Here is a 24,707-nt window from a genome sequence, read left to right as displayed (position 1 = left end):
CTCGTGTTCGGTACTTTTTCCATCTATCTCAGGGGCCCCCTGTACTGGTGTAGGTCTCTTCCTATGGTAAAGGTGATTTCAAGCCCTTGAAGATCTATTCATGGTCATCCTCTTGAAGTTTATAAATTGCAAAACCAGCATACCCTAACCTGAAACAGCTAGATGCTCAACTCGTCACTGCCAGGGAATGTCACCCTGTCAGAACCAGCGGGTCTAAAGAAATCTATGTGATCTGGAGTTTTTTTTGAAGGTTCGTTTAGACGAATAAAACCCACCGATTGAGGTTTGAATGGGCATTTTTCTTTACCTCTATTTTTCAGGTAGTCTCCAGATCATCGCCATTTAACTTTGTTAATGCCTCTTCTACTTGCGTTTGCACAGATGGTTCTTCATCTTTCAGTGCTTTTGTGAGTGGTTCTACTGCTTTTGGGTCTCCTATCTCGCCCAGGGCTTCTGCTGCAGCTTGCGCACGTCCTGATATTCATCTTTTAGTGTTTGGGTTAGTGGTTCTACTGCTCTTGGGTAGTTTTTTTGCAGGGTTCTGTTCTCCTGCATCTTGCCCCCTCCTGATACTTAATTACCCTGCTTACAGGGAGCTTTTTAATTTTTGCCTCTGAAGGATTCCTATATTTGCATTTATTGGCTTCATGGTAGTCGTCCTGATTTCTGAGTATTCGCGTTGCTGAATTATTCTCCATACATAAAACAGCTGGGACTATAAGGCTCCGGGATTCACTGCAGGAGTGCCTATCAACATCCGCGGGGAAGCCCCCACCACCACACAGCACGGCTCAAAAAAATAAGGACGTTTACTTCCCGGGTGAGATGGATGGTATCGATGCTGCCCGGAATATACAGGACTATTATGGGATCCCCGGTGATATATCTTACCGGCTGCTCTGATGATCAGTGTTAAAGCTGTCTACCTCTAAATATCAGATATATCTTACCGGCTGCTCTGATGATCAGTGTTAAAGCTGTCTACCTCTATATCAGATATACCTTACCGGTTGCTCTGATGATCAGTGTTACAGCCGTCTACCTCTAAATATCAGATATAGTGGTGCCCCTGCAAGGATCAGGAGGATCCCCTGCAGGGTGGTGGATGGTGTGGTGTTCATGAGGAGGTATAGGCAGACAAGGACACCCAGAACACTCTTAAGGGGGACCCCTGAACCCTCCCTCCTCCTCAGGACGGCCAGTGAGATGCAGGTTGCTGCGTAGGGGAGGAGGAGGGTGACCACTGATAGTTCGATTAGACCCGAAACGGTGCCTGCGAGGGCAGCTATGAGGGCTGTGAGGTTCTGGACCAGTATGCTCACATGGGGGGTGCCGAACCTCCGGTGCACCCTGGAGAGGAAGCCTGGAAGAAACCCGTCCTCTGACATGGCAAAGAGTAGCCTTGCAGTTGTGAGCATACCCGCCTCCTCTGAACCTGCGATGGAGAAGACAGCCCCCGCTGTGAGTATGAGGGCCCCCAGGCCCCCCATGAGGCTGTAACCTGCCACGGTGAGGGGCGCAGTTGAGGATGCAAGCACCCTCCAGGGCACAAGGCCAAGGATAACCGCGTTGGTGAGGATGTAGAAGAGGGCCACGAAGACTATTCCGAGGGTTATGGCGAGGGGTATGGTCCTCTCAGGGTCCCTGACCTCATCTGCAGGGACCGTCACGAGCTCAAATCCCACGTAGGCCCAGAATATGAGGACCGTCACGCTGCCCAGGGCACCGAGGCCCATGGGGGCCACCGGCGTGTAATTAGATGCAAGGAGCCCCGGGTTCAGTGCAAGGTGGAGCGCGCCCAGGACCGCGAAGAGGAGCACAGGGGCCACCTTGAGGACCGTGAGGACGTCGTTGACTTTACCAGCCCTCCCAACCCCTGCAATGTTTATCAGGGTGAGTGAGATGATGAAGAGGACCTTTATGAGGGCCTCCCCCAGGGGATTCAGGGGGATGAAGTACTCCAGGTAGTAGATGAAGGCTATGGGAAAAACAGCTATGGCAACCCATGATGAGATCCAGAGGGACCAGCCGGTTATGAAACCCGTGAACCCGCCCAGGGCCTCCACTGCATAGGCGTAGGGCCCACCTGTCCTGGGGAGTATGGCTGAGGCCTCAGAGAATACCAGGGCGATTATGAGGGCCATGAACCCTGCGAGGATCCAGGCGAGTATGGAGGCCGGGCCGAGGCTGCCTGCACCATAGGCGGCCACTATGTATATGTCGGCCCCCACGATGGTACCCACCACGAGGTTCACGGCGTCGAAGAGGCCGAGTTCCCTTCTCAGTCTGGACTTCATGGATTTAATAAGTGAGTTGGTTGGATTTAATTTTTCCCTCTTTTAGATGCTATCTGAATTTGATTATCTTATAGCGGATCTATAACATCCACTGTCCTGTTTTTTCCATCCCTCACCACAAACCTTCCATCCTCCTGGTAGATGTTGATCCTCTGGTGGGTCTCCCTGAAGCCGGGGGGTGGACCGTAGTGACCGCTGGAGACCCTCCTACCTGTCATCCAGGCCACCTTATCTGCAATGGGGGCTGAGGCCCAGACGACCTCATCAGGGCCCGTATGGGATTCGATGTACTCCTTGAGGGGGTGATAATGGTTCTCAAATGGTATGGCAGTGTCCGACCACCTTATATCGGTGAGCAGCAGCTGTTCTGTAAATAAAGTGGCTGATGAGATTATCAGTGCCACTGTAACCAGTCTCATGGCAGTTGATGGGGTTTCAAGCATCCTTGACCCTGCATATCCACCAACAACTGCAAGGGGGAGGGCCACGTACTGCAGACCCCTTGATATGTCATCGAAGAGGAACTCCGCTGCAAGTACAATGGCAATGTAGACCATGAGGGGCCGGAACTCCCTCCGATCCCTCACCAGGTAGAGGCCGGGGACCCCGAAGTAGAGGAGGACCATGAATACCAGCCACCCTGCACTGAAGTAGCCGCCCGGGGAGGCCTCCTGCGGCGCCCCCCTGAAACTGAGGAAGTAGGCCCACCAGAGTATCAGGGATGGTGTAAGGGCGGCGATCACCCTCAGGTTTCTCCTGATGCCATCCGCCATGACAGCAGGCACCACCGTTATGAGGGCTATGAAGTGGGTCCAGAGCGCCAGGGTCCCTGTCACCGCTGCAGACAAGCGGTCCTCCCCAAGGAGGTACACTGTCAGGACAACCAGGACGGGTATGTAGGCTGCTGGCATTATAACAGAGAGTGTGTCAGGGCGGGGGGATGCAAGGACCAGTGTACCTGCGATGAGCCCCGCACGCCTGCCATACCACCTTGAGGCAACCCATGATGCCGTGAATACTGTGAGAAGTATCTGGGTCACGCACATTATGGAGTGGGCGAACCTGACACCCCCCAGGGTCCACAGTCCCGCGATTACTGCCTGGATGAGCGGCGGATGGCCCAGGGGTCTTCCCATGGGGTAATAGACCAGGTAATCCCAGAGGAGGCCCCTGCTTGGGTCCAGCATTATCTCCCTGGCCCTCACAAGGTGGAAGTCAAGGTCGCCATGGGTCGGGAAGAGGTAGTATGGTTTGAGGATGAGGAGTAAGGTAAGAATGATGAGGGGGATGTAGGGGATTATAAGCCCCCAGATAGTGCCTCTTCTGGTGAATGGTTCAACATAGGCTTTCCCTGATTTCATGGTAACCTTATTATACACTTGCAGTAGAAATTAATTATGGTGTTATTATGGTTACAAGTGAAGAGATGAAGAGGAGACTCGCCGAGAAGAAGGGTATGGGACCTGCAACTGCAGGATCTGAGCCCAAGAAAGCCGAGAAGTTCTGCCCAAACTGTGGCAAGGAGTATGGGGCTGAAGCCAACTTCTGCGATGAGTGCGGCACAAGGCTGGAGGAGCGAAGGGAAAAACCTGTGGTGGTTGAGGAGCACGGGGATATTATATACGTTACAAGCAACTATGTCCCTGGTTACAGGGCCGTCAAGGTACTTGGATTTGTATACGGCCTTACAGTGAGGAGCAGGGGCCTGGGGGGCCAGATAGGTGCCGGTTTAAGGTCCATTGTGGGCGGTGAGATCAAGGAGTACGTCACCATGATGGAGCACTCAAGGCAGGAGGCCCTTGAAAGGATGCTGGATCATGCCCGTGAAATGGGCGCCAATGCGGTTATCAGTGTGAGATTTGATTCAGACTCAATCTCAGATATTATGCAGGAGATCCTGGCCTACGGTACAGCTGTTATAGTTGAACCAGAGGAGTGAGTCCCGCGGTGCCATCGGATGCCATGGCGACCCCTCTCCTGAGAAGGAGCAGGGGCTTTGCAATGGACAGAGTACTTCAGCAGAAAACCACAAACTATTTATAACATTCATTTCTTATTCAATATTAAACATTTACATGGGGGATTTTTTATTGGACGTTCTTGATAGGATTGCACAGACCCTGGAGGGGAGTGTCAGAGCCGATCTTGGGAGGCCCTACTTCAGATCATCACGATACAGGGTCCATGAATTCACCGCGGATGGCTTCATACCCATTCAGGGGCGAGATAAGAGGCTCCTGGCCTTCATAGATGGGGGTAACAGCCCCATACTGGAGGGACCGGCAATATCAGTCCAGATCAACAGGGTCGCCCTGAGCCTCTTCAGGGGAGATGCGAGGATCCAGCCAGAGATGCCATCAAGGATCGAGTTCTTCTCGGTCATGAAGATCCATCCAGAGGATGGGACATGCAGGTTCCAGCTACACCCAATCAGGGAGGAGTACCGGGAGTTCCTTCCAGATGAGGATGACCTCCAGCTTGGGCTTGCAGATGCAGAGCTGGTTGATGAGTCAACCCTCAGGGGCCTCCCGAGGAGGTTCGCAGAGTGGACCATGGCCACAGGGGCCCTCAATGAACTCGATGATGGGGACATCCTGGTGAGGGACGGGTCACTCCAGGCATCATTCGAGAGGGAGAACCGCTACATCATGAAACTCATGGATGAGGCCAGGGACATCCATGTGGCTGGACTCTCAAAGACATGCACCCTCTACACCACCACATCCATCTCACTCCTAGCTGCGGTGGGGAGACTCGCCGCAGAATCTTACATGGAGGGGGGCTGGTGCTACCACCCAGTCGCCATCAGGACGGACAGGCCGACCACCATCACTGCAGTTAAACTGAACCCGGCAGGGAGGATATTCAGGATGGACATCCTCGGCGAGTGCGGAAGGGATGATGCCATGGAGGTCGCATCAGCCCTATCCCTCAATGCGAGGGATGCATGCTTCCCTGGATACCCCTACGGCCTGGTTGATGTGGATATGAGGGCCAGGGTCTCAGGTGATGAGGTGGAGATATACAGGAGGAGGCTCCTCTCACAGGTCAGGGACCGGGAGGTCCTTGAGGGCATAAGGGAGGAGATCGATACCATGAACTACCATGATGAACTTAACAGGTATGCAGGTGAGGATCAATGGAAGCTGTAGGCCAGATAATAGGCGGTGAAACAGCCGCGGTACTCATAAGGCAGAAATCAGGTGAACCCGTAGAACTCGGCGACCTGCTGGTTGCAGAGGGCGATGGATACACAATACTCCAGGTCAAGGACCTCAGGTACAGGTCCCAGATACCCCAGGGCATGAGGGAGCTGGCATCGGGGTTCAACCTTGAGGGTTACAGCGGGGACGTGGAGTTCCTCGAACCGGAGCTGAGGAACTACATCATTGCAGAGGCCCGCCCCATACTCCATGTGAGGGAGGGGGAGCCACTGATACCCAAACGCCTCCCCAGATTCTTCAGGGAGGTCCGGAGGATCAGAGAGGGGGACCTGGACTTCCTTGAGAAGCCCAGAAACCCTGTATTCCTTGGACACGTGAGGAGCGGCTCGAAGGTCCTGGATACACCGGTCTACGTCGATGCAGTTGACGCCATAACCCACCACATCCTAATACCTGCAACCACAGGGAGGGGTAAGAGTAACCTTGTGAAGGTGATGCTCTGGAGCCTTGCAGAGATGGACAGGGTGGGCATTCTCGTCCTGGACCCACACGATGAGTACTACGGGAGGAACGAGGCCGGCCTCCGGAGGCACCCCTCAAATAATGTGGTCTACTACTCCCCTGATGCCCCTGTGGGCGGGAACACCCTCACCATAAACCTAAGGTCACTCCGCCCCGAGCACTTTGAGGGCATAATTCCCTTCACACAGGCACAGGAGCAGGCAATTGCAAGGTACTACAACGAATACGGGGATGAATGGATCCTGAAGATCGTGAAGGGAGAGGAACTACCCGGCGTACAGCAGGTGACACTCAACGTGCTGAGGAGGATCTTCGACGTCATCCTCGGAGTGTACCTTGATGACGGCAAAATAAAGTCAAGGGGAGGAGTCTTCAGGGAGCGTGGAGGCGAGTCAACAATAAAGGACATCGCGGCCAGCCTTGAGGATGGAAGGATCGTCGTGGTGGACACCTCAAGACTCATGGGTGAGGCCGAACTCCTGGTTGGAAGTGTCATCTCAGCCGAGATCTTCAGGAGGTACCAGCAGTACAAGGCCGATGGGAAGCTCCGGCGAAAACCGGTCATAGGGATAGTGATAGAGGAGGCCCCCCGCGTCCTCGGAAAGGAGGTCATTGAGAGGCAGGGAAACAACATCTACAGCACCATAGCAAGGGAGGGGCGTAAATTCAACATAGGACTAATTGCAATAACCCAGCTCGTGAGTTTGATACCCAGGACTGTCCTTGCCAACATGAACACCAAGATAATCCTGGGAAATGAGATGGCCCAGGAGAGGGCTGAGATAATAGGGAGTGCCTCACAGGATCTATCAGATGATAACAGGACCATAGCAAGCCTTGATAAGGGTGAAGCCATAGTGAGCAGCATATTCACAAAGTTCGCAGTCCCTGTGAAGATACCCCTCTTTGAGGAGTTCATTGAATCAGCGGGACTGGAATCAGAGGATAGTGAAGATGAGGAGATTGAGTTTATAGGGTAGGTGTGGGCATGTACAGATTCGCACACCTCTCAGACTGCCACCTGGGGGCTCAGAAACAGCCTGACCTCAGGGAACTTGAATTTGAGGCCTTCAGGATGGCCCTGGATGATGCACTCCAGAATGACGTTGACTTCATAATAATAGCAGGGGACCTCTTCCACTCCAACATACCCAACATGGAGACCGTCAAGAGGGCCACCCTTGAACTCAGGAGGGTCAGGGAGGCGGGGGTCCCCATATACGTCAACTACGGGAGTCACGACTACAGCCCATCCAACACATCCATGATAGACATCCTTGAAAGTGCAGGGGTGATAGAGAAGGTCGTTCGCCCCATCCCAGGTAAGAGGCTTGGACTTGAGTTCACGGTGGACGAGAAGACAGGCGCAAAGATCACAGGACTTTCAGGCAGATCAAGGACCCTTGAGGTCGACTACTTCATGAAACTCGACAGGGATGCCCTGGAGGCCGAGGAGGGGTTCAGGATATTCCTTTTCCACAGCGCCATAACCCAGTTCAAACCGGCTGACCTTGCAGACATGGAATCGGTGGACCTGAACCTCTTCCCCAGGGGATTCGAGTACTATGCCGGTGGACACGTCCACAGGAGTGGATGCTACCATGAGGAGGGCTACGGTCCCATCGTGTACCCGGGCACACTCTTTGGTTCATACGCCGGTGACCTCGAGGAAAACGCCAGGGGAGAGGTCAGGGGTTACTATCTGGTGGAATTCACTGATAAGGTCAGGGAACCTGAGTTCAGGGAGATAAGGCCGGCCGAGTTCGAGTACATTGAATGTGATGTTACAGGGAGGAACTCCCAGGACGCATTCTCCCTGATAGGGCGGGAGATAGCGGACCATGATGTTACAGGGAAGGTTGTGATGCTCAAGATAAGGGGTGAGCTCAGCTCAGGAAGGACATCGGACATAAACTCGGCGAGTATAAGGGAAAGACTTGAATCCATGGGGGCCCGTGTCGTCCAGATAAACAGGTACGGCCTCAGCACCCGCGAGATCCAGAAGGTCAGGGTGGTGGAGAGTGATGTGCCCAGAATGGAGAGGAGGATCTTCAGGGAGAAACTTGCAGGGCTTGACATCAAAAACAGGAGACTCATGGATGAGGGTGATTCCATTGCGGTTGAGCTCCTGAGGAGACTTGAGAATGAGAAGGCCCCGGGTGAGAACAGGAGCGAATATGAGAAGAGGATCACCGAGGATGCCGAGGATGTCCTGGACCTGGATCTGGGTGGTGATGGTACTTGATCATCAATTCACTTGAAATCAGGAACATAAGGAGCTATGAGTCGGGAAGGGTTGAGTTTGATGAGGGGGTGACCCTATTTGAGGGTGATATTGGTTCAGGTAAGACCACTCTGCTCCTTGCAATAGAATTCGCCCTCTTCGGCCTGGGTGATCAGAGGGGTGACAGCCTCCTGAGGGCCACATCAAATTCAGGTTCGGTTAAGCTCACCTTCACCGTTGAGGGAGAGGAGTACACGGTTTACAGGGAACTCAGGAGGGGGTCCAGCGGGGTTCAGCAGGGCGAACTCCACATCAGAACACCCCGTGGGGTCAGGAAACTCTCTGCAAAGGAATTGAAGGCCGAGGTACTTGAGATACTCGGTTACAGGGAACCCCTGAACCCCAGGGCCAAGAGCAGGATATACCGTTACGCTGTCTTCACCCCACAGGAGCAGATGAAGAGCATAATTGAGGCCCCCAGGAATGACCGTCTTGAAAGGCTCAGGAAGGCCTTTGACATTGAGAAGTACAGCAGGGCGGCTGATAATGCAAGGCTTGTTTCCAGGAGAATAAGAAGGGAATCAGAGAGCCTTGAAGATAGGTCCTATGACCTTGAGGATAAGGAGGGAGAACTTGAGAACCTTCTGAGCGAGAAGAAGGAGATTGAAGCAGAGAAGAAACTCCTTGACGGGGATATAGAAAAAATTGAGGAAGAGATACGTAAACTTGAATCAGAGATGGAGGGTCTTCAGGTAGAGAAGAACAGGATTGATAGTGCCGAGAAGGAGATAGAATCCCTTAAAAATGAGATGGAAATCCTGATGTCATCCTCAGAGAGACTCATGGAAAGGAACAGGGATATAGAGGAGGAGTATCAGAGATCCGTTGATGAACTCCAGAGATGCAAGGATAGAAGGGAGAAGGTCCAGGAGGAACTCGGGTCACTCAGGGAAAGGATACAGGGAATTGAGATGAAAAGGGAATCCCTCATGGAGGACTCCCGGAGGTTCAGGGAAGCCTCAATCCAGTTCAGGAACCTTACCAGTGAACTCAAAAATCTCCTTAAGACAGGGAAGGAACTTGAGGATGAAATATCATGGATTGAAGAGTACACTGGCCGAATAAAATCAAAGATAGAGGTCATGGAGTCCATTGAGGATCCTGGATACAGGGAGGATGAAGTTGAAGCCGGGATCAGGAGGCTTGAGGTTGAGGTGTCGGCTCTCCAGCAGGAACTCGGCGGGATCAAGGGTAAGATAGAGGACTACAAATCCATCGGAACCAGGGGGATATGCCCCACATGTGACCAGGAGGTTGACCCGGACTACATAGATGATAGACTCAGCGAGGCCCGTGAAAGAAGGAAATCAGTTGAATCAAGGATATCAGAGCTCAGAAATGAAATCTTGGATAAAAATGAACTCCTGAAGCGTATAGGGGAATATAAGAGGGCCCGGGATGAACTGAGGCTGCTCAGGGAGGACCTTGCGAAACGGATTGATGAGTGCCGTAGAAAGCGTGAAGGGCTTGATAAAACCAGAGAAAGGATCCGGGAGATTGAGGAAGAGATTGCAGGGACTGAGAGGATAATCGAGGAACTGAAGGACGCAGAATCTGAATTTAACAGTGTGGAGAATGAACTGAAATCCCTGCGTGAGCGTGAGTCAGAATGCTCTGGCAGACTTGCAGCAACAGAGGACAGGATGGATCATCTCAGGACCAGGATCAGTGAACTCAACCCTGAGACCAGCAGGGAATACAGAGATAACCTCAAGAAAATTGATGAAAATAAAAATAAAATCGCTGAAAAGAAAGCTAAAATCAAGGAAAATGAAGAGGCACTCAAAAACAGGGATGAAGTTGAGTCCAGTATACATGAGCTAACCCAGAGTATCGGTGAAATGGAAAATCTTCGAGATGAAAAAAGAGACAGAAGGGGTGCAGTTGAAGGAAAAATCGAGGAGAAGCAGAGACAGATTGGTAACCTTGAGTCTGAAATTGCTAAAAAGAGAGAACTCAGGAAACGTGCACGGGAACTGGGAAACTATGTGACCTGGCTCGAGGAGTACTTCATCCCTGCTCTCGCCGACATTGAGACCCATGTGATGGCACAGATAAACCATGAGTTCAATGAGAGATTCCAGAAATGGTTCAGGGTCCTCGTGGATGACCCCAGCAAATCTGTGAGGGTTGATGAGGACTTCACACCCATCATCGAGCAGGACGGCTATGAGCAGAACCTTGAATACCTCAGTGGTGGTGAGAGGACCAGCATAGCACTTGCATACAGGCTTGCACTGAACATGGTGGTACAGAGGCTCACCGATGTGAGGTCAGACATCCTCATACTTGACGAACCCACCGATGGATTCAGCAAGGAACAGCTCTACAAGCTCAGGGACATCTTTGATGAACTTGAATCCAGACAGATAATCCTTGTATCACATGAGGAGGAACTTGAAAACCTTGCAGACCATATCTACAGGGTTGAAAAGTCTGACGGAACATCCATCATAGAAAAGGCCGGCTGATTTTTCAGGGACACAGAAATAATTCTATTTTTAATTTTGTGTGTTTAAAGTTGTCTTTGAGGCTATTTGAGCTATCAGAAAAGTTTTAAATTCAAATTTCAATTATCACCTCGTTTTTAACATATTAAACCTTCTGGATCTTCTTTTAACATTAATGGGATATATGGATGGCTCTTTATACTGGATTTGTCCTCTGAATTGCTTTTCGATCAGACAGTGCTTACTGTCCAAAACCTCAAATGGGATTCCCCAGAGACCCCTCTCCTTAAATAAAATGCCATGGACTCTCAGAGAGTATCTGGATATTAGAAAAGGATTCTGAAGGCTTTTCTGGATTAAAGAAGCTCAGAGAGCTTTTATTTTATGGAAACATTTATATACTAGGATGATGTAACCATTGACTCAGTGTCCTTAGTGACCTTAGGGTTAGTATTGGACATTGGAGGCGATAAAATTACGCGATTCAAAGCAGTCACAGTGCTCTTTGCACTGATGTTCACTGTGGGTTCAGTGCCCATCAGTGAGGCAGTAAATAGTGGAACAGAAAACGCAAAAATAGTAACGAAAACTGATAATATAAAGGCTGAACCTGTCAAGGTTGACGCCGCATACAAGTACAAGAAGTACAAGAAGTACAAGAAGACCTACAGGAAGAAGGTCAGGGCTACATACCGTACCAGCGTGAAGAAAAGGTACTCAAAGAAGACCTACAGGAAGAAGCGGGTGCGGGCAGCCTACAGTACCAGCACGTATCGCTATGATCCAGACATAGGGGACTGCTGGGCCATGAGTGAATATTTATACAGAAAACTCACATCATCCGGGAAGACGGTGCGTATAATACAGTACGCCACAGGCATGTCACCACGTCACCGTACTGTACAGGTGTACAGTGGGGGGCGCTGGGTTGACTACGACTACAGTGGCTACAACAAGATATACCACCCCACTTCAAGTAAGCCCGGTATGTTTGTGGTTAAATCATCGGCCTGAAAATGGCCACCCCAAACTTTCTTTTTTAAATCCTGATAGCTTTAAGTCATTTTTATTGATGGTTTCTGGTTCTATGATTGTGTATTGATCTCATGTGCTTCTTTATAGACCTGCTTCAGCGGTTGCAGATAGGGATCCTATGTTCCTGATGGATTCATCTTTCAGTTTGCAGATAGGGATCCTATGTTCCCTAATGGATTGAGTCCAGGGCATCCTCAACAGCATCCCTTATGCAGTGGGGGTTCCAGCCGACGATCTCAGAACTCACAGCTTCCAGTTCAGGCGGCACATTCTCAAGACCATAGGGCCGCACTGTTATCACGGGCTTTGATGATTTACGTGCAAGATCCACAGCACCCATTATCTCATCCCTCTGGCTTCCCCAGAGACCTGCAAGTACTATGACTGCATCGGCATCCCCGGGATCCGCTGGTCTCCAGGAAAGACCGGACTGCCCTAGCCTCTCAAGAAAAACATGGTAGTCCTCAACCTCACCACTGGTTATGTAGAGTTTGATGTTCTCTTTCACGGTATCACCACTCCAATGGGTGTGTGGAACTTTTATTCACAATCACCTTTATACCTTCATTAATTTTCTATTTTCCCCCATCGATAATTGAATACAGCATCAATTAAATTGAAGCTACACCCTCCTCTTTGATTCAATGAGACGCTTCAGTTTTTCAGGGTCATGGCTCCTCCTCCAGAGTGGAGTGGAATCCTCCCGGTATATACTCAGGTTCTCCTCGAAGGTCCTCTCACCCTCAACCCTGTATATGACCCCCAGTGGAAACTTACCCCCACCGTATCCCTCAAGGGACTTCTCAAAGGCCAGCAACCTGTCTTCAGGGTCATGTTCAGTGTAGTAGGTGTGCTCACGGAACCACTGGAAGGTGTTAACACGGTTGAAGGTCACACATGGCTGGAATATATCCACGAGGGCATATCCATGGTGGCTGATGGCCTCAACCAGTATGTCACGTGTCCTCTCAACATCCCCTGAGAAGGCCCTTGCAACGAAGGTGGCCCCCAGGGCAACCGCCACGGCTATGGGGTTGAATGGTTCCTCAAAGACCCCATGGACCTGCACCGGAGTCTTAAAGCCGGGCTGACTTGTGGGGGACGCCTGGCCCTTGGTGAGGCCGTAGACCATGTTGTCATGGACGATGGTGGTTATATCAGGGTTCCTCCGGATGTTATGGATGAAGTGGTTCCCGCCCTCACCGTACATGCAGCCGTCACCGCTCACATCGATAACGGTGAGTTCAGGGTTCACGGCCTTGATGGCCACCGCAGCCGGGAGTGATCTGCCATGCAGTCCATTGAAGTGGTTGCACCTCATGTACTGGGGGAGCTTCCCGGCCTGGCCTATCCCCGAGACAAGTACAAGCCTCTCAGGGGGTATCTCAAGTTCTGCAAGGGCCATTTTAAGGGCCCTCAGGATGGAGAAGTTACCGCATCCAGGACACCATGCGATGTCAGTTTCCATGTCATAATCCTCTGGCCTCATAGTAGAACCTCCTCAATGAACCCTGCAACACCCTCAACACTGAAGGGCATACCATCATACCTGTTCAACCTGGCATCGGCCTCAAATCCCTCGAGCTTAAGGAGGTCCGCGAACTGGCCCCCATAGTTGTTCTCAACCACGGCGGTCCTTTCAAAGGATTCAAGGAGCTCCAGGGTGTCATGTGGGAGGGGGTATACCTGACTGAAGTGCACCATGGCCACATCGGCATCCGAGGACTCTATGGCCTCCCGGACCGGCCAGTAGGTGGAGCCCCAGCATATCAGGGCATGTGAATTATCACCGATGACCTCGGGTTTCAGGGCATCATCCCTCAGCATATCAAGGCGCATGTTCCTCTTCTCAACCATCCGCCTCCTGACATCCATGTCCTCAGTTATCAGGCCCTCCTCATCGTGTTCATCAGAGTCCACCCTGACCATCCCGGAACCATGGCCCGGGATACCCCTGGGTGAGATACCGTCATCTGTGAACTCGAATCTCCTGTACCCCTCCCATGTCCTGACTAAATGGTACTCGGGTTCCACGCTGACCACAGGAGCAGGGAGGTTGTAGTAGAGGTCCGCCAGGTACTGGTCTGAGAGCAGAAATACGGGTACCTGGTACCTTTCTGCAAGGTTGAAGGCATGGGCTGCTATATCAGGGGCATCCTCGAGTTTCCCGGGAGCCAGAATTGCCCTGGGGAACTCACCCGGCCCGGAGTAGAGGGCGAGGTTCAGGTCCTCCTGGGCTGTCCTGGTGGGAAGACCGACGGCCGGCCCGGGTCTCTGGCCTATGTATATAACCACAGGCGTTTCTATCATACCTGCAAGGCCCACAGCCTCCTCCATGAGGGCAAATCCACTCCCTGAGGTTGCAACAAGGGACCTTGCACCTGCATAGGAGGCCCCCAGGCACATGTTAATGGCTGCAATCTCGTCCTCTGCCTGCTCGAAGACCATATCGAATTCATCGGCATTCTCTGATATGAATATCTGCAGTGGAGTTGAGGGTGTCATGGGGTAGGATGACATGAAGCGGCAGCCCCCTGCGATGCATCCTATGCCAACGGCCTCTGTCCCGTTGAGGACCACGTGTTCCCTCACCGATGTTTGGGGCTCAATGCTGATCTCCAGGTGCCCCCTGAGTTCCTCACCGAGTTCATAGCCCTTCCTACCGGCCCTCAGGTCAGCCTCCAATATATCTGGACCCTTACGTTCGAAGAGGGACCTCACAGCCCCATCAAATGTTTCCTCATTAACACCGAAGAGGTTTGCGGCTGCACCCGCTGCAACGACGTTGGCGAATATCCTGCCCCCAAGTTTCTCTGCCTCGGCTATTATCGGCAACCCTATGGCGCCCTCCTCATCAAAGCCATCATCTGCAATGACCAGTGTCTCCTTCGCACGGTCACCCATGTGTTCCACTGCACCCGGGCTCAGTGCAAATAGCACATCCACCCTCTCTATGAAGGCCCGCACCGGCCTGGATGACACCCTTATCAGTGTGGAGTTCTCTCCTCCACGGACACGGGACATGTACTCCTTGGAGGAGAATATGTGGTAGCCGGTGGCCTTGAAGGCCCCTATCAGGAGGGTCTCCACTGTCTGTATGCCCTGCCCTGCCTCACCGCAGAGCACCAGGGATACATCATCACATATCCTTTTCATTTAATCAGCCATCCTGTCTAGGTTCAGTAAAATCTCCTTATGTAGCATCTCCTCTGGGGGTTTTTCTCAAGATACTGCTGGTGGTACTCCTCGGCCTCATAGAAGGTGCCTGCCGGCTCTATGGCTGTAACTATCCTGTCCATGAACCTCCCGGACTCTTTAAGCCTCCTCCTTGACTCCAGGGCCTCCTTCCTCTGTTCATCGCTGTGGTAGAATATGACCGAGCGGTACTGCTCCCCAACGTCCGGGCCCTGCCTGTTGAGGGTTGTCGGGTCATGTATGCTCCAGAAGACGTCAAGGAGGTCCCTGTAACCCACAACCTCAGGGTCAAAGGTTACCTCAACCACCTCGGCATGTCCTGTGAGGCCGGTGCATACATCCTCATAGGTGGGGTTCTCAGTGTGACCCCCCATGTATCCCACCCTGGTGGACACAACACCCTCAACCTTCCTGAAGGCATCCTCAACCCCCCAGAAGCATCCAGCACCGAATGTGGCCCTCTCATATCTGCTCAAACACATCACCCCTCACATTTTCTCATCTAATCCTGACGGGTTCCCCATCACAGTGAATTTCTGCTGCTCTAGCTTCAGATCTCTCAGCCTGATACGTTTCCCCTCACCTGAACCTGGTCACTGCTGAATTTGAAGGGTGAACCTCCACCTCCACTTATTGAGAAGGACATCAGCACACTGCCGGTGGGGTTCCTGCGGTAGTCGTAGGGTCCGCTTATAACCCATGAGTAGGTCTGGTTGCCGATTGTGAGGGTCCAGCGGCCCCTCTGACCTATACCCCTCAGGTCATCTGTTCCGCCGCGGGGGTCTCCCACTCCCCCCTCAATGGTGAAGCTTGTACCCCCACTCATCCTCCCAAGGTTGAAGGTCCTGCTTGCACCCGGCTGGAGAAGGAAGAATCTGTTACCTGGGTCCCCTGATACTATGTGCCTGCTCCCACCACCCGTGGTGTTGTTGGCCTCATAGATGAACTTGCTCTTGGATGGTCCGATATTCGTTATGGTGAGTTTGACCTCCACGGTCTCGTTCCCTGCGAATTTGAAGTAGGAGCTGTATATGTAGAGGGCTGCAACAGCTATCACTATTATCGCTGCGAAGAGCAGTATGTATTCTGCACCCCCCTGCCCCCTTAAATCCCTGATTATCATGTAAGATATATATTGTATGATCGTTTATATAAAATTTTGAGGTGTGACAATGGGACCCGGAGCCGGTACAGAGACTCCAGTAATAGGCATTGACGTTATCATAACCGTTGCAGCTGTTATAGCGGCCATTGCAGTCATAATCGTACTGATTGTTTTTATAGGAAGGAGAAAGAAGGTTAGTGGGGATGAAGGGACGGTGAAGCCAGAGGTGTCAAAGAATGAGGATATAATAGCCCAGCTCAAGGAGGAGTACGGAGTATCCGATGATGAAGAGGATAAGGGAGTCTCTGATGAAAGGGATGATAACTGAGGGCAGGAACGGTGAATCGATGAGGATTGCGGTTCTGGGACTTGGAGTTGAGGGTTTAAAGGCTGTTGAATCCCTCAGGAGGAGGGGCCACAGCGTATACGCCAGTGATATAAGGGATGATATTGAACTGAACATGGAGGGCGTGGACGTTGACCTTGGCTTCCATGACACAGAGAGGATAGCCTCATCTGATGCCGTTGTACTGAGCCCCTCACTCTTTGGCACAGATCTCTGGGAAAGGTTCAGTGACAGGCTCCTCTGCAGGGTACTCAGGGGTCACAGGGAGCCGGTCACAGTTGCAGTTACAGGGACCAACGGGAAGACCACGACGGCGTCAATGATAGCACATGTACTTGAGAGTGCAGGCAGGAGGGTCCTCCTCGGCGGAAACGCAGGAGGCGGATTCGATGGATACACTGAGGTCATACTGAGGGCATCTGAGGAGGAATTCGATTACATGGTGGTGGAGGTCTGCGACATGACCCTTGAATTCGCATCCAGGTGCTTCGACATTGACCTGGTTGTCCTCACAAACCTGGGAGAGGACCACCTGGACTTTCACGGGTCCATGGAGAACTACAGGGACTCGGTGGCCGGGTTCCTTGAGGGCAGGGATGTGGTCATATCTGAAGACGAACCCCACCTCAGGGAACTCACAGTGAGGGCCAGGAGGGTCATGAGATACACCCCCTACCGGGGTGAACTCGTCCTGGAGGGGAAGTTCAACAGACTCAACGCAGGGGCCGCTGAGGAGGCCCTGAAATTTCTTGGAATACCATCTGAGGTCACCGCCAGGTACCTCTCAGGGTTCAGACCGGTGGCGGGCCGCATAAGATCGTTCAGTGTGAATGGTGCAGTGGTGGTTGCAGGTAAAACCGATAACCCCCACGCCATGAGGGCCCTGCTCAGTGAATCTGATTTTGATGTCGTATTCCTGGGCACACCACGAAGATCAGAGGAGTGGCGTCTGGGGATCCTTGATGAAATCGCAGAGTCTCCACCTGAAATCCTTGTACTCTTTCCGGGGCTTGAGGACACGGTTGAGATGGCCCTTGAGCACCTGAGGGAACTCAGGATCCCATCGGAGGTCCTCACCACCCATGACCCCCGGGAGATTCCAGGGATGGTCAGGGAGTTCTCCAGGGAGTATGGGAGGATACTTGTGGCAGGTAACGGACAGGATGTGCTTATCAGGATCCAGGAGGAACTCGAGGCCATTGTATCATGTGCCTAGATCACATTGACAGGACCCACTGGTGGTGATGGGCACCTCCAGGGATTGGTCCGGGATCCTGATAGCTATATAGGATGAGCACATATCTTTAGGTAGACTGTCTGACCGGTAAGGTAAAGCTACTATCATTGGCATATGGTGTTACTCTTATTCACAGTTCATCAGGAAGGAGAGCTTGTTTGATAAAAAGGTTTATGGGTGCATGTAATTGATCAGGAACAGGAAAGTGCTTGTGATTGGAGCTGGAAACGCAGGTAGGCCTGCAGCGAGGTTGCTCAACCACCTCAACAACAGGGTCCTTGTTAACGATGTCAGGGAACTCCATGAACTCCCCCCGAAGGCCCAGAAGAGGATAGCTGAGATGAAGGATGAGGGTGTGAAGTTCAGGTTCGGGGGTCACAGCATGGAGGATATACTCTGGGCAGACGCTGTTTTCATATCACCCAACATCCCCCAGGACGCACCGGTACGTAAAATGGTAAGGGATGCCGGGGACCTGGTCCAAATAACAAGCTCAGATATAGGGAGGACCCTCAACGAGCTCATAGGGATCCCCATGGTCGGAGTGGCGGGAACCGACGGGAAGACCACAACAACCAACATGATAGACCACATCCTCTCCTCACGCTACAGGACAGTATCATTCTCATCACTCCAGGATTCCCTGGTGATAGAGGGCCTCGTGGAACTCGTGGTGAAGGGGGATACATGCGACAGGGATCTTGCGGTGTTCGAACTCCCCCACGGCACAATAAGGATGGCCGAGGGCCTCGAACTCTCAGCAGGGGTTGTGACAAACCTCACACCCGATCACATGGACGAATTCAGTGACTACGATGAGTACATTGAGAGGAACTTCTCAATAAAGGATCTAATAGCCCCCGGAGGTGTTCTGGCACTCTGCGGCGATGATCCAGTTATATCAAGACTCCTGGACGACCTTGAAGTGGCAAAGGCGGTCTATGGTGTGGGTGAGAAGAGGACGGTAGAATTTATGGGCAGGAGATTCACTGGCTCAGCCAGGATCCAGGTCAGGGCCTCCGATATAGAGCTTAGGGGACTTGCAGGCTCAACTTTCACGCTGGATGTCTCTGAGATACCCACAGCCATCTGCAGCACCTGCGGAGTCCTCAACTGCAGGGAACATGACGGTATGGCCTCTGTGGGGCCCATCAGGGAGAGGATAAACCTCAGGGTTCCGGGCATATTCAACGTTGAAAACGCCCTTGCAGCCATAACCGTCGCACTCATACTCGGATTTGACATGGAGGATATAAAGAGGCGTATCGAGGACTTCAGGGGCATCAGGGGCAGATTCGAATTCATAGATGAGGTTGACGGTGTCAGGGTGTACATGGACGCAGCCCACAACCCCGAGAGCATGGAGAAACTATTCGAGGGCATGGAGTTCCAGGGCAGACTCATAGTGAGCCTGGACAACCCGGACACCCTCACGGTGAGGGACAAGGAGAGGATAGGGAGGGTCCTGGCTGAAAGGGCCGACACCATCATCGTAAGTGCAAAGAACGAGACAACCGGAGTCACTGACATGGAGGCCGCCGATGAGGTTGCCAGGGGCGCCGGTGAGGAGAGGACCATAAAGACAGAGAGCGTATATGATAGCATAAGGAGGGCCCTTGAGATTGCAGAACCAGGGGATACCATCCTTCATATAGGCCCCGGGGTTGTCAACGCCTACGAAAATGTGAGGTCCGACATCGAGGAGGCCCTGAAGTCCATGGATGACTGTGTGGTCGTCCTCGGGGGCCTGGGAAACGTGGGAAGCCTCATGGCAAGAAACCTCAGGGCCAGGGGCCACAGGGTCGTGGTCTCGGATCTCCGGCAGGATACACCCCTGGCGGATGTGCTGAGGGAGGAGGGGATACACCTCGACCTCGGAGGCCATGACCCTGATATACTCAGGAGGGCGAGGACTGTGGCCATAACACCGGCCCTGGAGAATAACAGGAGGATCCGTGAACTCATAGAGGGCCTTGAAGCAGACATAATAGGTGTTAAGGACGTACTCAACATGTGCCCGGTCGATAAACCCGTGGTGGGTGTTACAGGGACAAACGGGAAAACAACAACCACTGCCATGCTCAAATCCATAATGAGGGCTGCAGGGATGAGGGTCCCGGAGCACCACCTGAAGATCCAGGGAAACACGGAACTTGTACCCGCCCTGCAGGCCAGGCTCCCGGGTGACCTCGCAGTTGTTGAGATAGGCACCTTCGGGAGGAAGGGTGAGATAGGAAGTTCAGCCATGCTCTCCGGCGTCTCACTGGGTGTTATAACAAACATATCAAGGGACCACCTGTCGGGCGGGAGGAGATTCTCTGACTACATAGAATGCAAGGCTGAAATGGTGGAGGTTGCAGAGGATCTCGTGCTCAATGCAGATGACCCTGTTGTGGCCTCCCTTGCAGATGGACTCCCTGGTGAAAGGGTGGTTTTCTATGGCATACAGAGCTCTGAGTCCAGGGGAGTGGTGCCTGAGGGCAGGGAGTGCCCCAGGTGCGGAAAGCCCCTGAGGTACACCAGGAGGACCATGGGGCACCTCGGCGACTACCAGTGCATCTGCGGGTACAGGAGGCCCCAGCCAGACGTCATGGCCATCGATGCAACCCCTGGTGGCTTCAAGCTCCTGATCGGACAGGAGATGAGGGAGGTTAGACTTGCAACCCCCGGGATGTTCAATGTCTACAATGCCCTTGCAGCGGCTGCAGCCGCATGGACCCTGGGAGTGGAGATCGATGACATCGTCAGGGGCATCGAATCATTCAAAGGCGTCCCCGGAAGGTTCCAGGAGATCTTAGAGTCGCCCAGGGTCATCCTGGACTACGCCCACAACCCTGCAGGTGTCAGGGCCGTCATGCAGGAGCTCAGGGGTGACCGGAGACTTATAGTGGTCAACACCGTGGCATCAGAGAGCGGAATCGAAGGGGACAGGGAGATGGCAGCGATCCTCAAGGATGCAGATGTGGTCATACCTGCATCCTATGCCGCCAGGAGGGCCTCGGGCATCCTCGGGGAGAAGGCGGTCCACATAGAATCCAGCAGGATGAGGGCCGGTGGAGGCACCCTGGGGGCCAGCAGGGAGCAGGTGGCCGAGGCCGTCAGGAGGGCCCTTGAAATTGCAGGACCAGATGACACTGTACTCATAATAGGAGAGGGGGGATACAGGTATGGTGAGGAAGCTATCAGGTAAACACCTGATCCTTTTAATTGTTCTGGTTGCACTAGCGGCGGCTGCTGGATGGTACCTTGAGGGAAGGGTTGAACCACAGGACCCTGAGGAGATAGCGGCACTTCCCATGGGGAGTACCGTGCTCGAGGGCCAGGATGTCATCGATGAGTCCAGGGTTAGGAGCGTGCCACTCATACTCCACCCCGACTACATACTTGACGAGTTCAACTACCTCAACCCATCAAACCTCATCCAGGCCATCCTGACAGGGACTGTACACGTCCCCATATCTGAGATGACAGAGGGTGTGGATGCCAGTGGCAGGTCCACTGTCAGCGGTCCAGGGTCCCTCAGGGTCCAGGGTGGGAGGCTCGTGGTGGAGGAGCCCCCCACCTTCCTCTGGGCCTACAAGACACCCTACACCTATGGGGTTAAAAGGAAGGATGGTTTGGAGATAGTTGAAAATGGAAAGAGGGTCCGTTTTGTACCGGCAGGGAGCATAAGCAACAGCACAGTCCCCCACAGATACAAATCGATTGACAGGATAAAGAGATGGTACAGGAGGGCCGATGAGGGTGACAGGATTACGCTGGACTATCAGCTCTCAAATTTCAGTGATGGAAGGCTTCCTGTCCCGCCAGGGATGATAGAGGAACTCTTTGGCGCTTCTGCGCTCGAGTACATGGAGAACTACCCATCAGGATCCCCTGTGATGGTCTACACCGATGATAGCCGGCGGGTCCTGGTATCCAGTGCAGTGAGTTTCCTTGGATCCTACCCGGAGTATGATGATAATAAGAGGGCCTTCAATGCGAGGGCCTTCGCAGAGGCCTGGAATGGAACAATAATCCCTCCGGGTAGTGAGGCCTCTGGTAAGGAGACCGTGAGATTCACGGCATCAAGGGATCCTGAAGCCCCCGGCGGTTATGCATCCCATGGTTCATGCCCCCCTGCAAGGGCACTGAGGGCCATCGTGACCTCAGCTGGCATGCCCCTTCCGAGGGGTATGACCTGGGAGTTCCATGCGGTCCTCTTCGGCTTCAACCCGGCAACGGGTATAAAGGTCCGGAACACAGGGGAATACCCGGTACTCATAGAGATGTGGACGACGGGTTCAGGTGCCAATACAAGGATATACGCCAGGCTATACAGGCTTGAACCCGCCTGGGGTGGTTAATGTGATATCTGCTGTCGTTGCTGCAGCCGGCAGGGCGAGCCGGATGATGAGGGACATGGCTGAACTTGGCCTCGAACCGGTCCACAAGCTCCTCCTCCCCCTCAATGGGGTTACCGTCATAGAGGCTACAGTCAGGGCTGTGCTCTCTGCGGGGGTTGATGAGTGCATAGTCGTGACAGGCCACAGGGCAGGGGAGGTGGAGGAGGCCCTCTCCAGTCTGGATGTCCGTGTGGTGAGAAACGACCCCGTGGATGTCCCTTTATCCTCGTCACTCCTGAGGGGTGTAAAGGCTGCAGCTGGAGATATAATTCTCTGCGCTGCAGGGGACCAGCCAGCAGTATCACCTGCAACCCTCAGGAGGATAGCTGAACATGCTGATCCCTGCACGGTTTCAATCCTCGCGAGGGGTGAGAGTGGCTGGCTTGAGAGTGCCAGGGGGATCGGGATGCCCCTTGCAGCAGGCGCCGATCTCCTCAGGGAGTACCTGCCCCGGGGGGATGGTAACATAAACCCCCTCCTCTGGATGATGCTGGAGGATGGTGTGAGGCTCTACGGTGTAGAGGCCTCTGACCCCATTGAACTTGTTAACATAAACCATTACAGTGATTATTTGAGGATCAGGGACCATTTCAGGGATGTAGATAAAGATACAGAATGATCTCTTTGAGGATCAGGGACCATTTCAGGGATGTAGATAAAGATACAGAATGATCTCAATGGAATGCTATCTTTCACAGAAAAAATAGAAAGGTGGAGACCTAGAATTTCTTTTCCTCGGTCTCCTCTTCAAGTAAATCCAGGCGGTCCTCCACCTCCTCGAGGAGTTTACCAACACTCCTGAGGATCTCGAGGGTGTCGTAGATCCAGTTGATTACAAGTTCCTGGTCTGCCTCACCCTCATACTTCCTTATCTTCTCCTCAAGGTCTGCAACATCCTCAAGGATCCTGAAGGTCTTCGTCTCAACCACCATATCATCCCCATGGATTGTCTTAACTTATGGCCTCAAGGGCGTTAACAAAGCATCCCAGGTTTTCACCGTTGAGGCCGACGATGAGTTCATCGTCCCTTACACCAGCGTACTGCCTTGATCCGCTGCAGCCCATGGTTATGTTTGGCCTCTTCCTCATGTATGGCCCTGCAACGGCATCTGCACACAGTGACTGTATACCCGAGAAGTCTGCCTCCACACGGCCCCCGAGGGTGTAGACGAGGGCCTGTGAGATCTTCATGGCCTGGGCCGGGTTGCAGATTATCAATATTACGTCGGGGTCGAATGTGGCCTTCTCCAGGGGTGCGTAGACTGCTGCATAGAATTTGAGGTCAATGGATGGTATCCCATCGAAGGTCCTCTTGGCTGATGCAAAGCTTGCAAACCTTCCGAGGTTGTAGTAGAACTCCCCTGTCCTGACCTTCTCAGGGGCCTCATCGATTCCGAGGGCATCGGCACCACCCTTGCATGCCTGGGCCTCTGCAGTGGCATAGAACACCTCGCCTGCTGCAGCCATCTGGACCATTTCACAGTGCCTTGCAGGTTTTTCTATCTTCTCAACACCCTCAGGGAGGTCATCCTCCCTCAGGACGAGTTTAATTGCCACAGGGGATTTTTCAAGGCCCAGAAGATCCTTCAGTTTCCCTGAGATCTCATCGTATCCATTAACACCGCACACATCAACCATTAAATCACCTCAATCAATTATCTTCACGGGTTTACCGTACTGGCGCTTCTCGAGATGGCCGCAGTCACGGCACCTGTAGATCAAGAGGATGAAGTCGCCCTCCTCGGGGTAGGTCTCCTCGACCTCCTCTGCGATGCCGCCGCAGACACTGCACCTCACCCTCTCTGGCTGGTCCATTCTGTAGTGTATCATCGACTATAATATTTCATCCACCACGTATATTAATCTGGTGGTGCTTCTTCTTTAGGTGGGTGACCTCATGATTGACCTGGTGGTTGCTGTTCTCTCAGTTGAACATGGAGACGTCAATGGAGTCAAGGGTCATCAGGAATTCCCTGGCATCTTCAAGTGTCCTGGATGGGTCCTGGTACATGTAGTTCTCGTAGAGGATTGCAGGTATCCCGTTCCTTATCAGGGGTTCCGTAACATAGGCGGGGCTTGTCTGGGACTCCGGGAAGTGGTAGGATAACCAGCTGATCCTTGATGAGAGTTCCATGGCTATCCCTCTGCTCCTCTCCTCAGGGAGTGGTGTGAATACGAACCTCCTCACGGCGTAGTTGCCCCTGTTGGAGTGCACATCAACTGCGAGGGCGTAGTCCCCGGCTGACACGTCAGGGACCACGTACCTTCCTGCGAGTACCTGGCCCGCCATCCTCCCCCTCTCATAGTCTGAGGGGTCCCGGGTTACATTCACGTGGTAGATGACGTACATGTACCTGAGGCGGTCTGAGTTCTCCTCCACAGCCTGTATCATGGCACTGTGGGCATCCCCCTCCAGGGGGTGGACGCCTGTTATGATGGCTATCCTGATGGGTGAATCATGGTTACCGTAGGGCCCCAGCCTTTCAACGGTGCCAAGTTCATCCGAGCCGATGACCTCACCCCGGGCCTCATGGTTGCCCCCTGAGGGGGTGAGAAGGCTCACAGGGTGGATTACACTGATAAGGGTTAACAAAATCAGCAGAGTTAACATCAATTTAATCTTCAATTTATCGCTTCCCTCGATATCAGATGCCTTGATTTATGAATTGCTCCTTTATGGAATATGA

General features: G+C 52.9%; 23 protein-coding genes and 1 pseudogene. 12 read left to right on the top strand and 12 right to left on the bottom strand.

Features of this window, described 5'->3' with window-relative positions; translation table 11 throughout:
* Positions 1-316: 316 nt before the first annotated feature.
* The 3 genes from DNK57_RS09400 to DNK57_RS08325 all read right to left on the bottom strand — a co-directional run bounded on the left by DNK57_RS09400 (position 317) and on the right by DNK57_RS08325 (position 3,658).
* Complete coding sequence (locus DNK57_RS09400) at positions 317-481, bottom strand: HEAT repeat domain-containing protein (RefSeq protein WP_192962615.1); 165 nt, start codon at positions 479-481, stop codon at positions 317-319.
* A 547-nt stretch (positions 482-1,028) separates the two neighbouring features.
* Complete coding sequence (locus DNK57_RS08330; protein WP_192962498.1) at positions 1,029-2,297, bottom strand: amino acid permease; 1,269 nt, start codon at positions 2,295-2,297, stop codon at positions 1,029-1,031.
* 68 nt (positions 2,298-2,365) lie between these two features.
* Positions 2,366-3,658, bottom strand: coding sequence for a hypothetical protein (locus tag DNK57_RS08325; protein WP_226891230.1), 1,293 nt, complete (start codon positions 3,656-3,658; stop codon positions 2,366-2,368).
* A 47-nt stretch (positions 3,659-3,705) separates the two neighbouring features.
* Here DNK57_RS08325 and DNK57_RS09205 point away from each other — a divergent pair.
* The 7 genes and pseudogenes from DNK57_RS09205 to DNK57_RS08295 form a co-directional block, all read left to right on the top strand.
* A pseudogene (locus DNK57_RS09205) lies at positions 3,706-3,861 on the top strand (zinc-ribbon domain-containing protein); the annotation flags it as partial.
* 30 nt (positions 3,862-3,891) lie between these two features.
* A complete protein-coding gene (locus tag DNK57_RS08320) occupies positions 3,892-4,236 on the top strand; it encodes a YbjQ family protein (protein WP_320056902.1) in 345 nt (114 codons plus the stop codon).
* A gap of 151 nt (positions 4,237-4,387) precedes the next feature.
* The gene (locus tag DNK57_RS08315) at positions 4,388-5,449 is read left to right on the top strand and encodes a DNA double-strand break repair nuclease NurA (protein ID WP_226891229.1); all 1,062 of its coding nucleotides are present in this window, start codon (positions 4,388-4,390) and stop codon (positions 5,447-5,449) included.
* Positions 5,437-6,963, top strand: a complete 1,527-nt coding sequence (locus DNK57_RS08310; RefSeq protein ID WP_226891228.1) for an ATP-binding protein — start codon at positions 5,437-5,439, stop codon at positions 6,961-6,963. Before DNK57_RS08315 ends, DNK57_RS08310 begins: the two co-directional genes overlap by 13 nt.
* Positions 6,964-6,971: 8 nt before the next feature.
* Entirely contained in the window at positions 6,972-8,228 is a 1,257-nt protein-coding gene (locus DNK57_RS08305; protein WP_226891227.1) for a DNA repair exonuclease, read from the top strand.
* The gene (locus DNK57_RS08300) at positions 8,225-10,738 is read left to right on the top strand and encodes an AAA family ATPase (protein ID WP_192962495.1); all 2,514 of its coding nucleotides are present in this window, start codon (positions 8,225-8,227) and stop codon (positions 10,736-10,738) included. The genes DNK57_RS08305 and DNK57_RS08300 overlap by 4 nt, the downstream gene beginning before the upstream one ends.
* A 432-nt stretch (positions 10,739-11,170) precedes the next feature.
* A complete protein-coding gene (locus tag DNK57_RS08295) occupies positions 11,171-11,731 on the top strand; it encodes a hypothetical protein (protein ID WP_226891226.1) in 561 nt (186 codons plus the stop codon).
* Positions 11,732-11,921: 190 nt separating this feature from the next.
* Here DNK57_RS08295 and DNK57_RS08290 read toward each other — a convergent pair whose 3' ends face one another.
* The 5 genes from DNK57_RS08290 to DNK57_RS08270 form a co-directional block, all read right to left on the bottom strand.
* Positions 11,922-12,260, bottom strand: coding sequence for a hypothetical protein (locus tag DNK57_RS08290; protein WP_192962494.1), 339 nt, complete (start codon positions 12,258-12,260; stop codon positions 11,922-11,924).
* Between the two features lie 114 nt (positions 12,261-12,374).
* Positions 12,375-13,241, bottom strand: coding sequence for a thiamine pyrophosphate-dependent enzyme (locus tag DNK57_RS08285; RefSeq protein ID WP_192962493.1), 867 nt, complete (start codon positions 13,239-13,241; stop codon positions 12,375-12,377).
* A complete protein-coding gene (locus DNK57_RS08280; RefSeq protein WP_192962492.1) occupies positions 13,238-14,908 on the bottom strand; it encodes a 2-oxoacid:acceptor oxidoreductase subunit alpha in 1,671 nt (556 codons plus the stop codon). The genes DNK57_RS08285 and DNK57_RS08280 overlap by 4 nt, the downstream gene beginning before the upstream one ends.
* 23 nt (positions 14,909-14,931) lie before the next feature.
* Positions 14,932-15,429, bottom strand: coding sequence for a peptide-methionine (S)-S-oxide reductase MsrA (gene msrA, locus DNK57_RS08275; protein WP_192962491.1), 498 nt, complete (start codon positions 15,427-15,429; stop codon positions 14,932-14,934).
* 77 nt (positions 15,430-15,506) lie between these two features.
* Positions 15,507-16,070 (bottom strand): class III signal peptide-containing protein, encoded by a 564-nt coding sequence (locus DNK57_RS08270; RefSeq protein ID WP_192962490.1) that lies wholly within the window; start codon positions 16,068-16,070, stop codon positions 15,507-15,509.
* A gap of 49 nt (positions 16,071-16,119) precedes the next feature.
* On the opposite strand from DNK57_RS08270, the gene DNK57_RS08265 reads away from it, so the two are divergent.
* The 5 genes from DNK57_RS08265 to DNK57_RS08245 all read left to right on the top strand — a co-directional run bounded on the left by DNK57_RS08265 (position 16,120) and on the right by DNK57_RS08245 (position 22,639).
* Positions 16,120-16,380, top strand: coding sequence for a hypothetical protein (locus DNK57_RS08265; protein WP_192962489.1), 261 nt, complete (start codon positions 16,120-16,122; stop codon positions 16,378-16,380).
* On the top strand, positions 16,361-17,614 hold the full coding sequence (locus tag DNK57_RS08260) for a Mur ligase family protein (RefSeq protein WP_226891225.1): 1,254 nt from the start codon (positions 16,361-16,363) through the stop codon (positions 17,612-17,614). Before DNK57_RS08265 ends, DNK57_RS08260 begins: the two co-directional genes overlap by 20 nt.
* A 208-nt stretch (positions 17,615-17,822) precedes the next feature.
* A complete protein-coding gene (locus tag DNK57_RS08255) occupies positions 17,823-20,825 on the top strand; it encodes a Mur ligase family protein (protein ID WP_192962488.1) in 3,003 nt (1,000 codons plus the stop codon).
* Positions 20,803-21,981, top strand: coding sequence for a hypothetical protein (locus DNK57_RS08250; protein ID WP_192962487.1), 1,179 nt, complete (start codon positions 20,803-20,805; stop codon positions 21,979-21,981). The genes DNK57_RS08255 and DNK57_RS08250 overlap by 23 nt, the downstream gene beginning before the upstream one ends.
* A 1-nt stretch (position 21,982) precedes the next feature.
* Positions 21,983-22,639 carry a nucleotidyltransferase family protein gene (locus tag DNK57_RS08245; protein ID WP_320056895.1) on the top strand — a complete coding sequence of 219 codons (657 nt, stop codon included), beginning with the start codon at positions 21,983-21,985 and terminating at the stop codon, positions 22,637-22,639.
* Positions 22,640-22,739: 100 nt separating this feature from the next.
* Here the strand turns inward: DNK57_RS08245 and DNK57_RS08240 are convergent, their stop codons facing one another.
* From DNK57_RS08240 to DNK57_RS08225, 4 genes are all read right to left on the bottom strand, one after another.
* Complete coding sequence (locus DNK57_RS08240) at positions 22,740-22,952, bottom strand: hypothetical protein (RefSeq protein ID WP_226891223.1); 213 nt, start codon at positions 22,950-22,952, stop codon at positions 22,740-22,742.
* 19 nt (positions 22,953-22,971) lie between these two features.
* Positions 22,972-23,658: a DUF169 domain-containing protein gene (locus DNK57_RS08235; RefSeq protein WP_192962485.1), complete on the bottom strand. Its 687-nt coding sequence runs from the start codon at positions 23,656-23,658 to the stop codon at positions 22,972-22,974.
* A 9-nt stretch (positions 23,659-23,667) separates the two neighbouring features.
* A complete protein-coding gene (locus DNK57_RS08230; RefSeq protein WP_192962484.1) occupies positions 23,668-23,850 on the bottom strand; it encodes a hypothetical protein in 183 nt (60 codons plus the stop codon).
* A 94-nt stretch (positions 23,851-23,944) separates the two neighbouring features.
* The gene (locus DNK57_RS08225) at positions 23,945-24,613 is read right to left on the bottom strand and encodes a hypothetical protein (RefSeq protein ID WP_226891222.1); all 669 of its coding nucleotides are present in this window, start codon (positions 24,611-24,613) and stop codon (positions 23,945-23,947) included.
* Positions 24,614-24,707: the final 94 nt, after the last annotated feature.

Source organism: Methanothermobacter thermautotrophicus (assembly GCF_014889545.1).
GTDB lineage: Archaea > Methanobacteriota > Methanobacteria > Methanobacteriales > Methanothermobacteraceae > Methanothermobacter > Methanothermobacter thermautotrophicus_A.
Note: the sequence above shows the minus strand (reverse complement) of the source record. Positions and strands in the feature narration are given on the sequence as shown.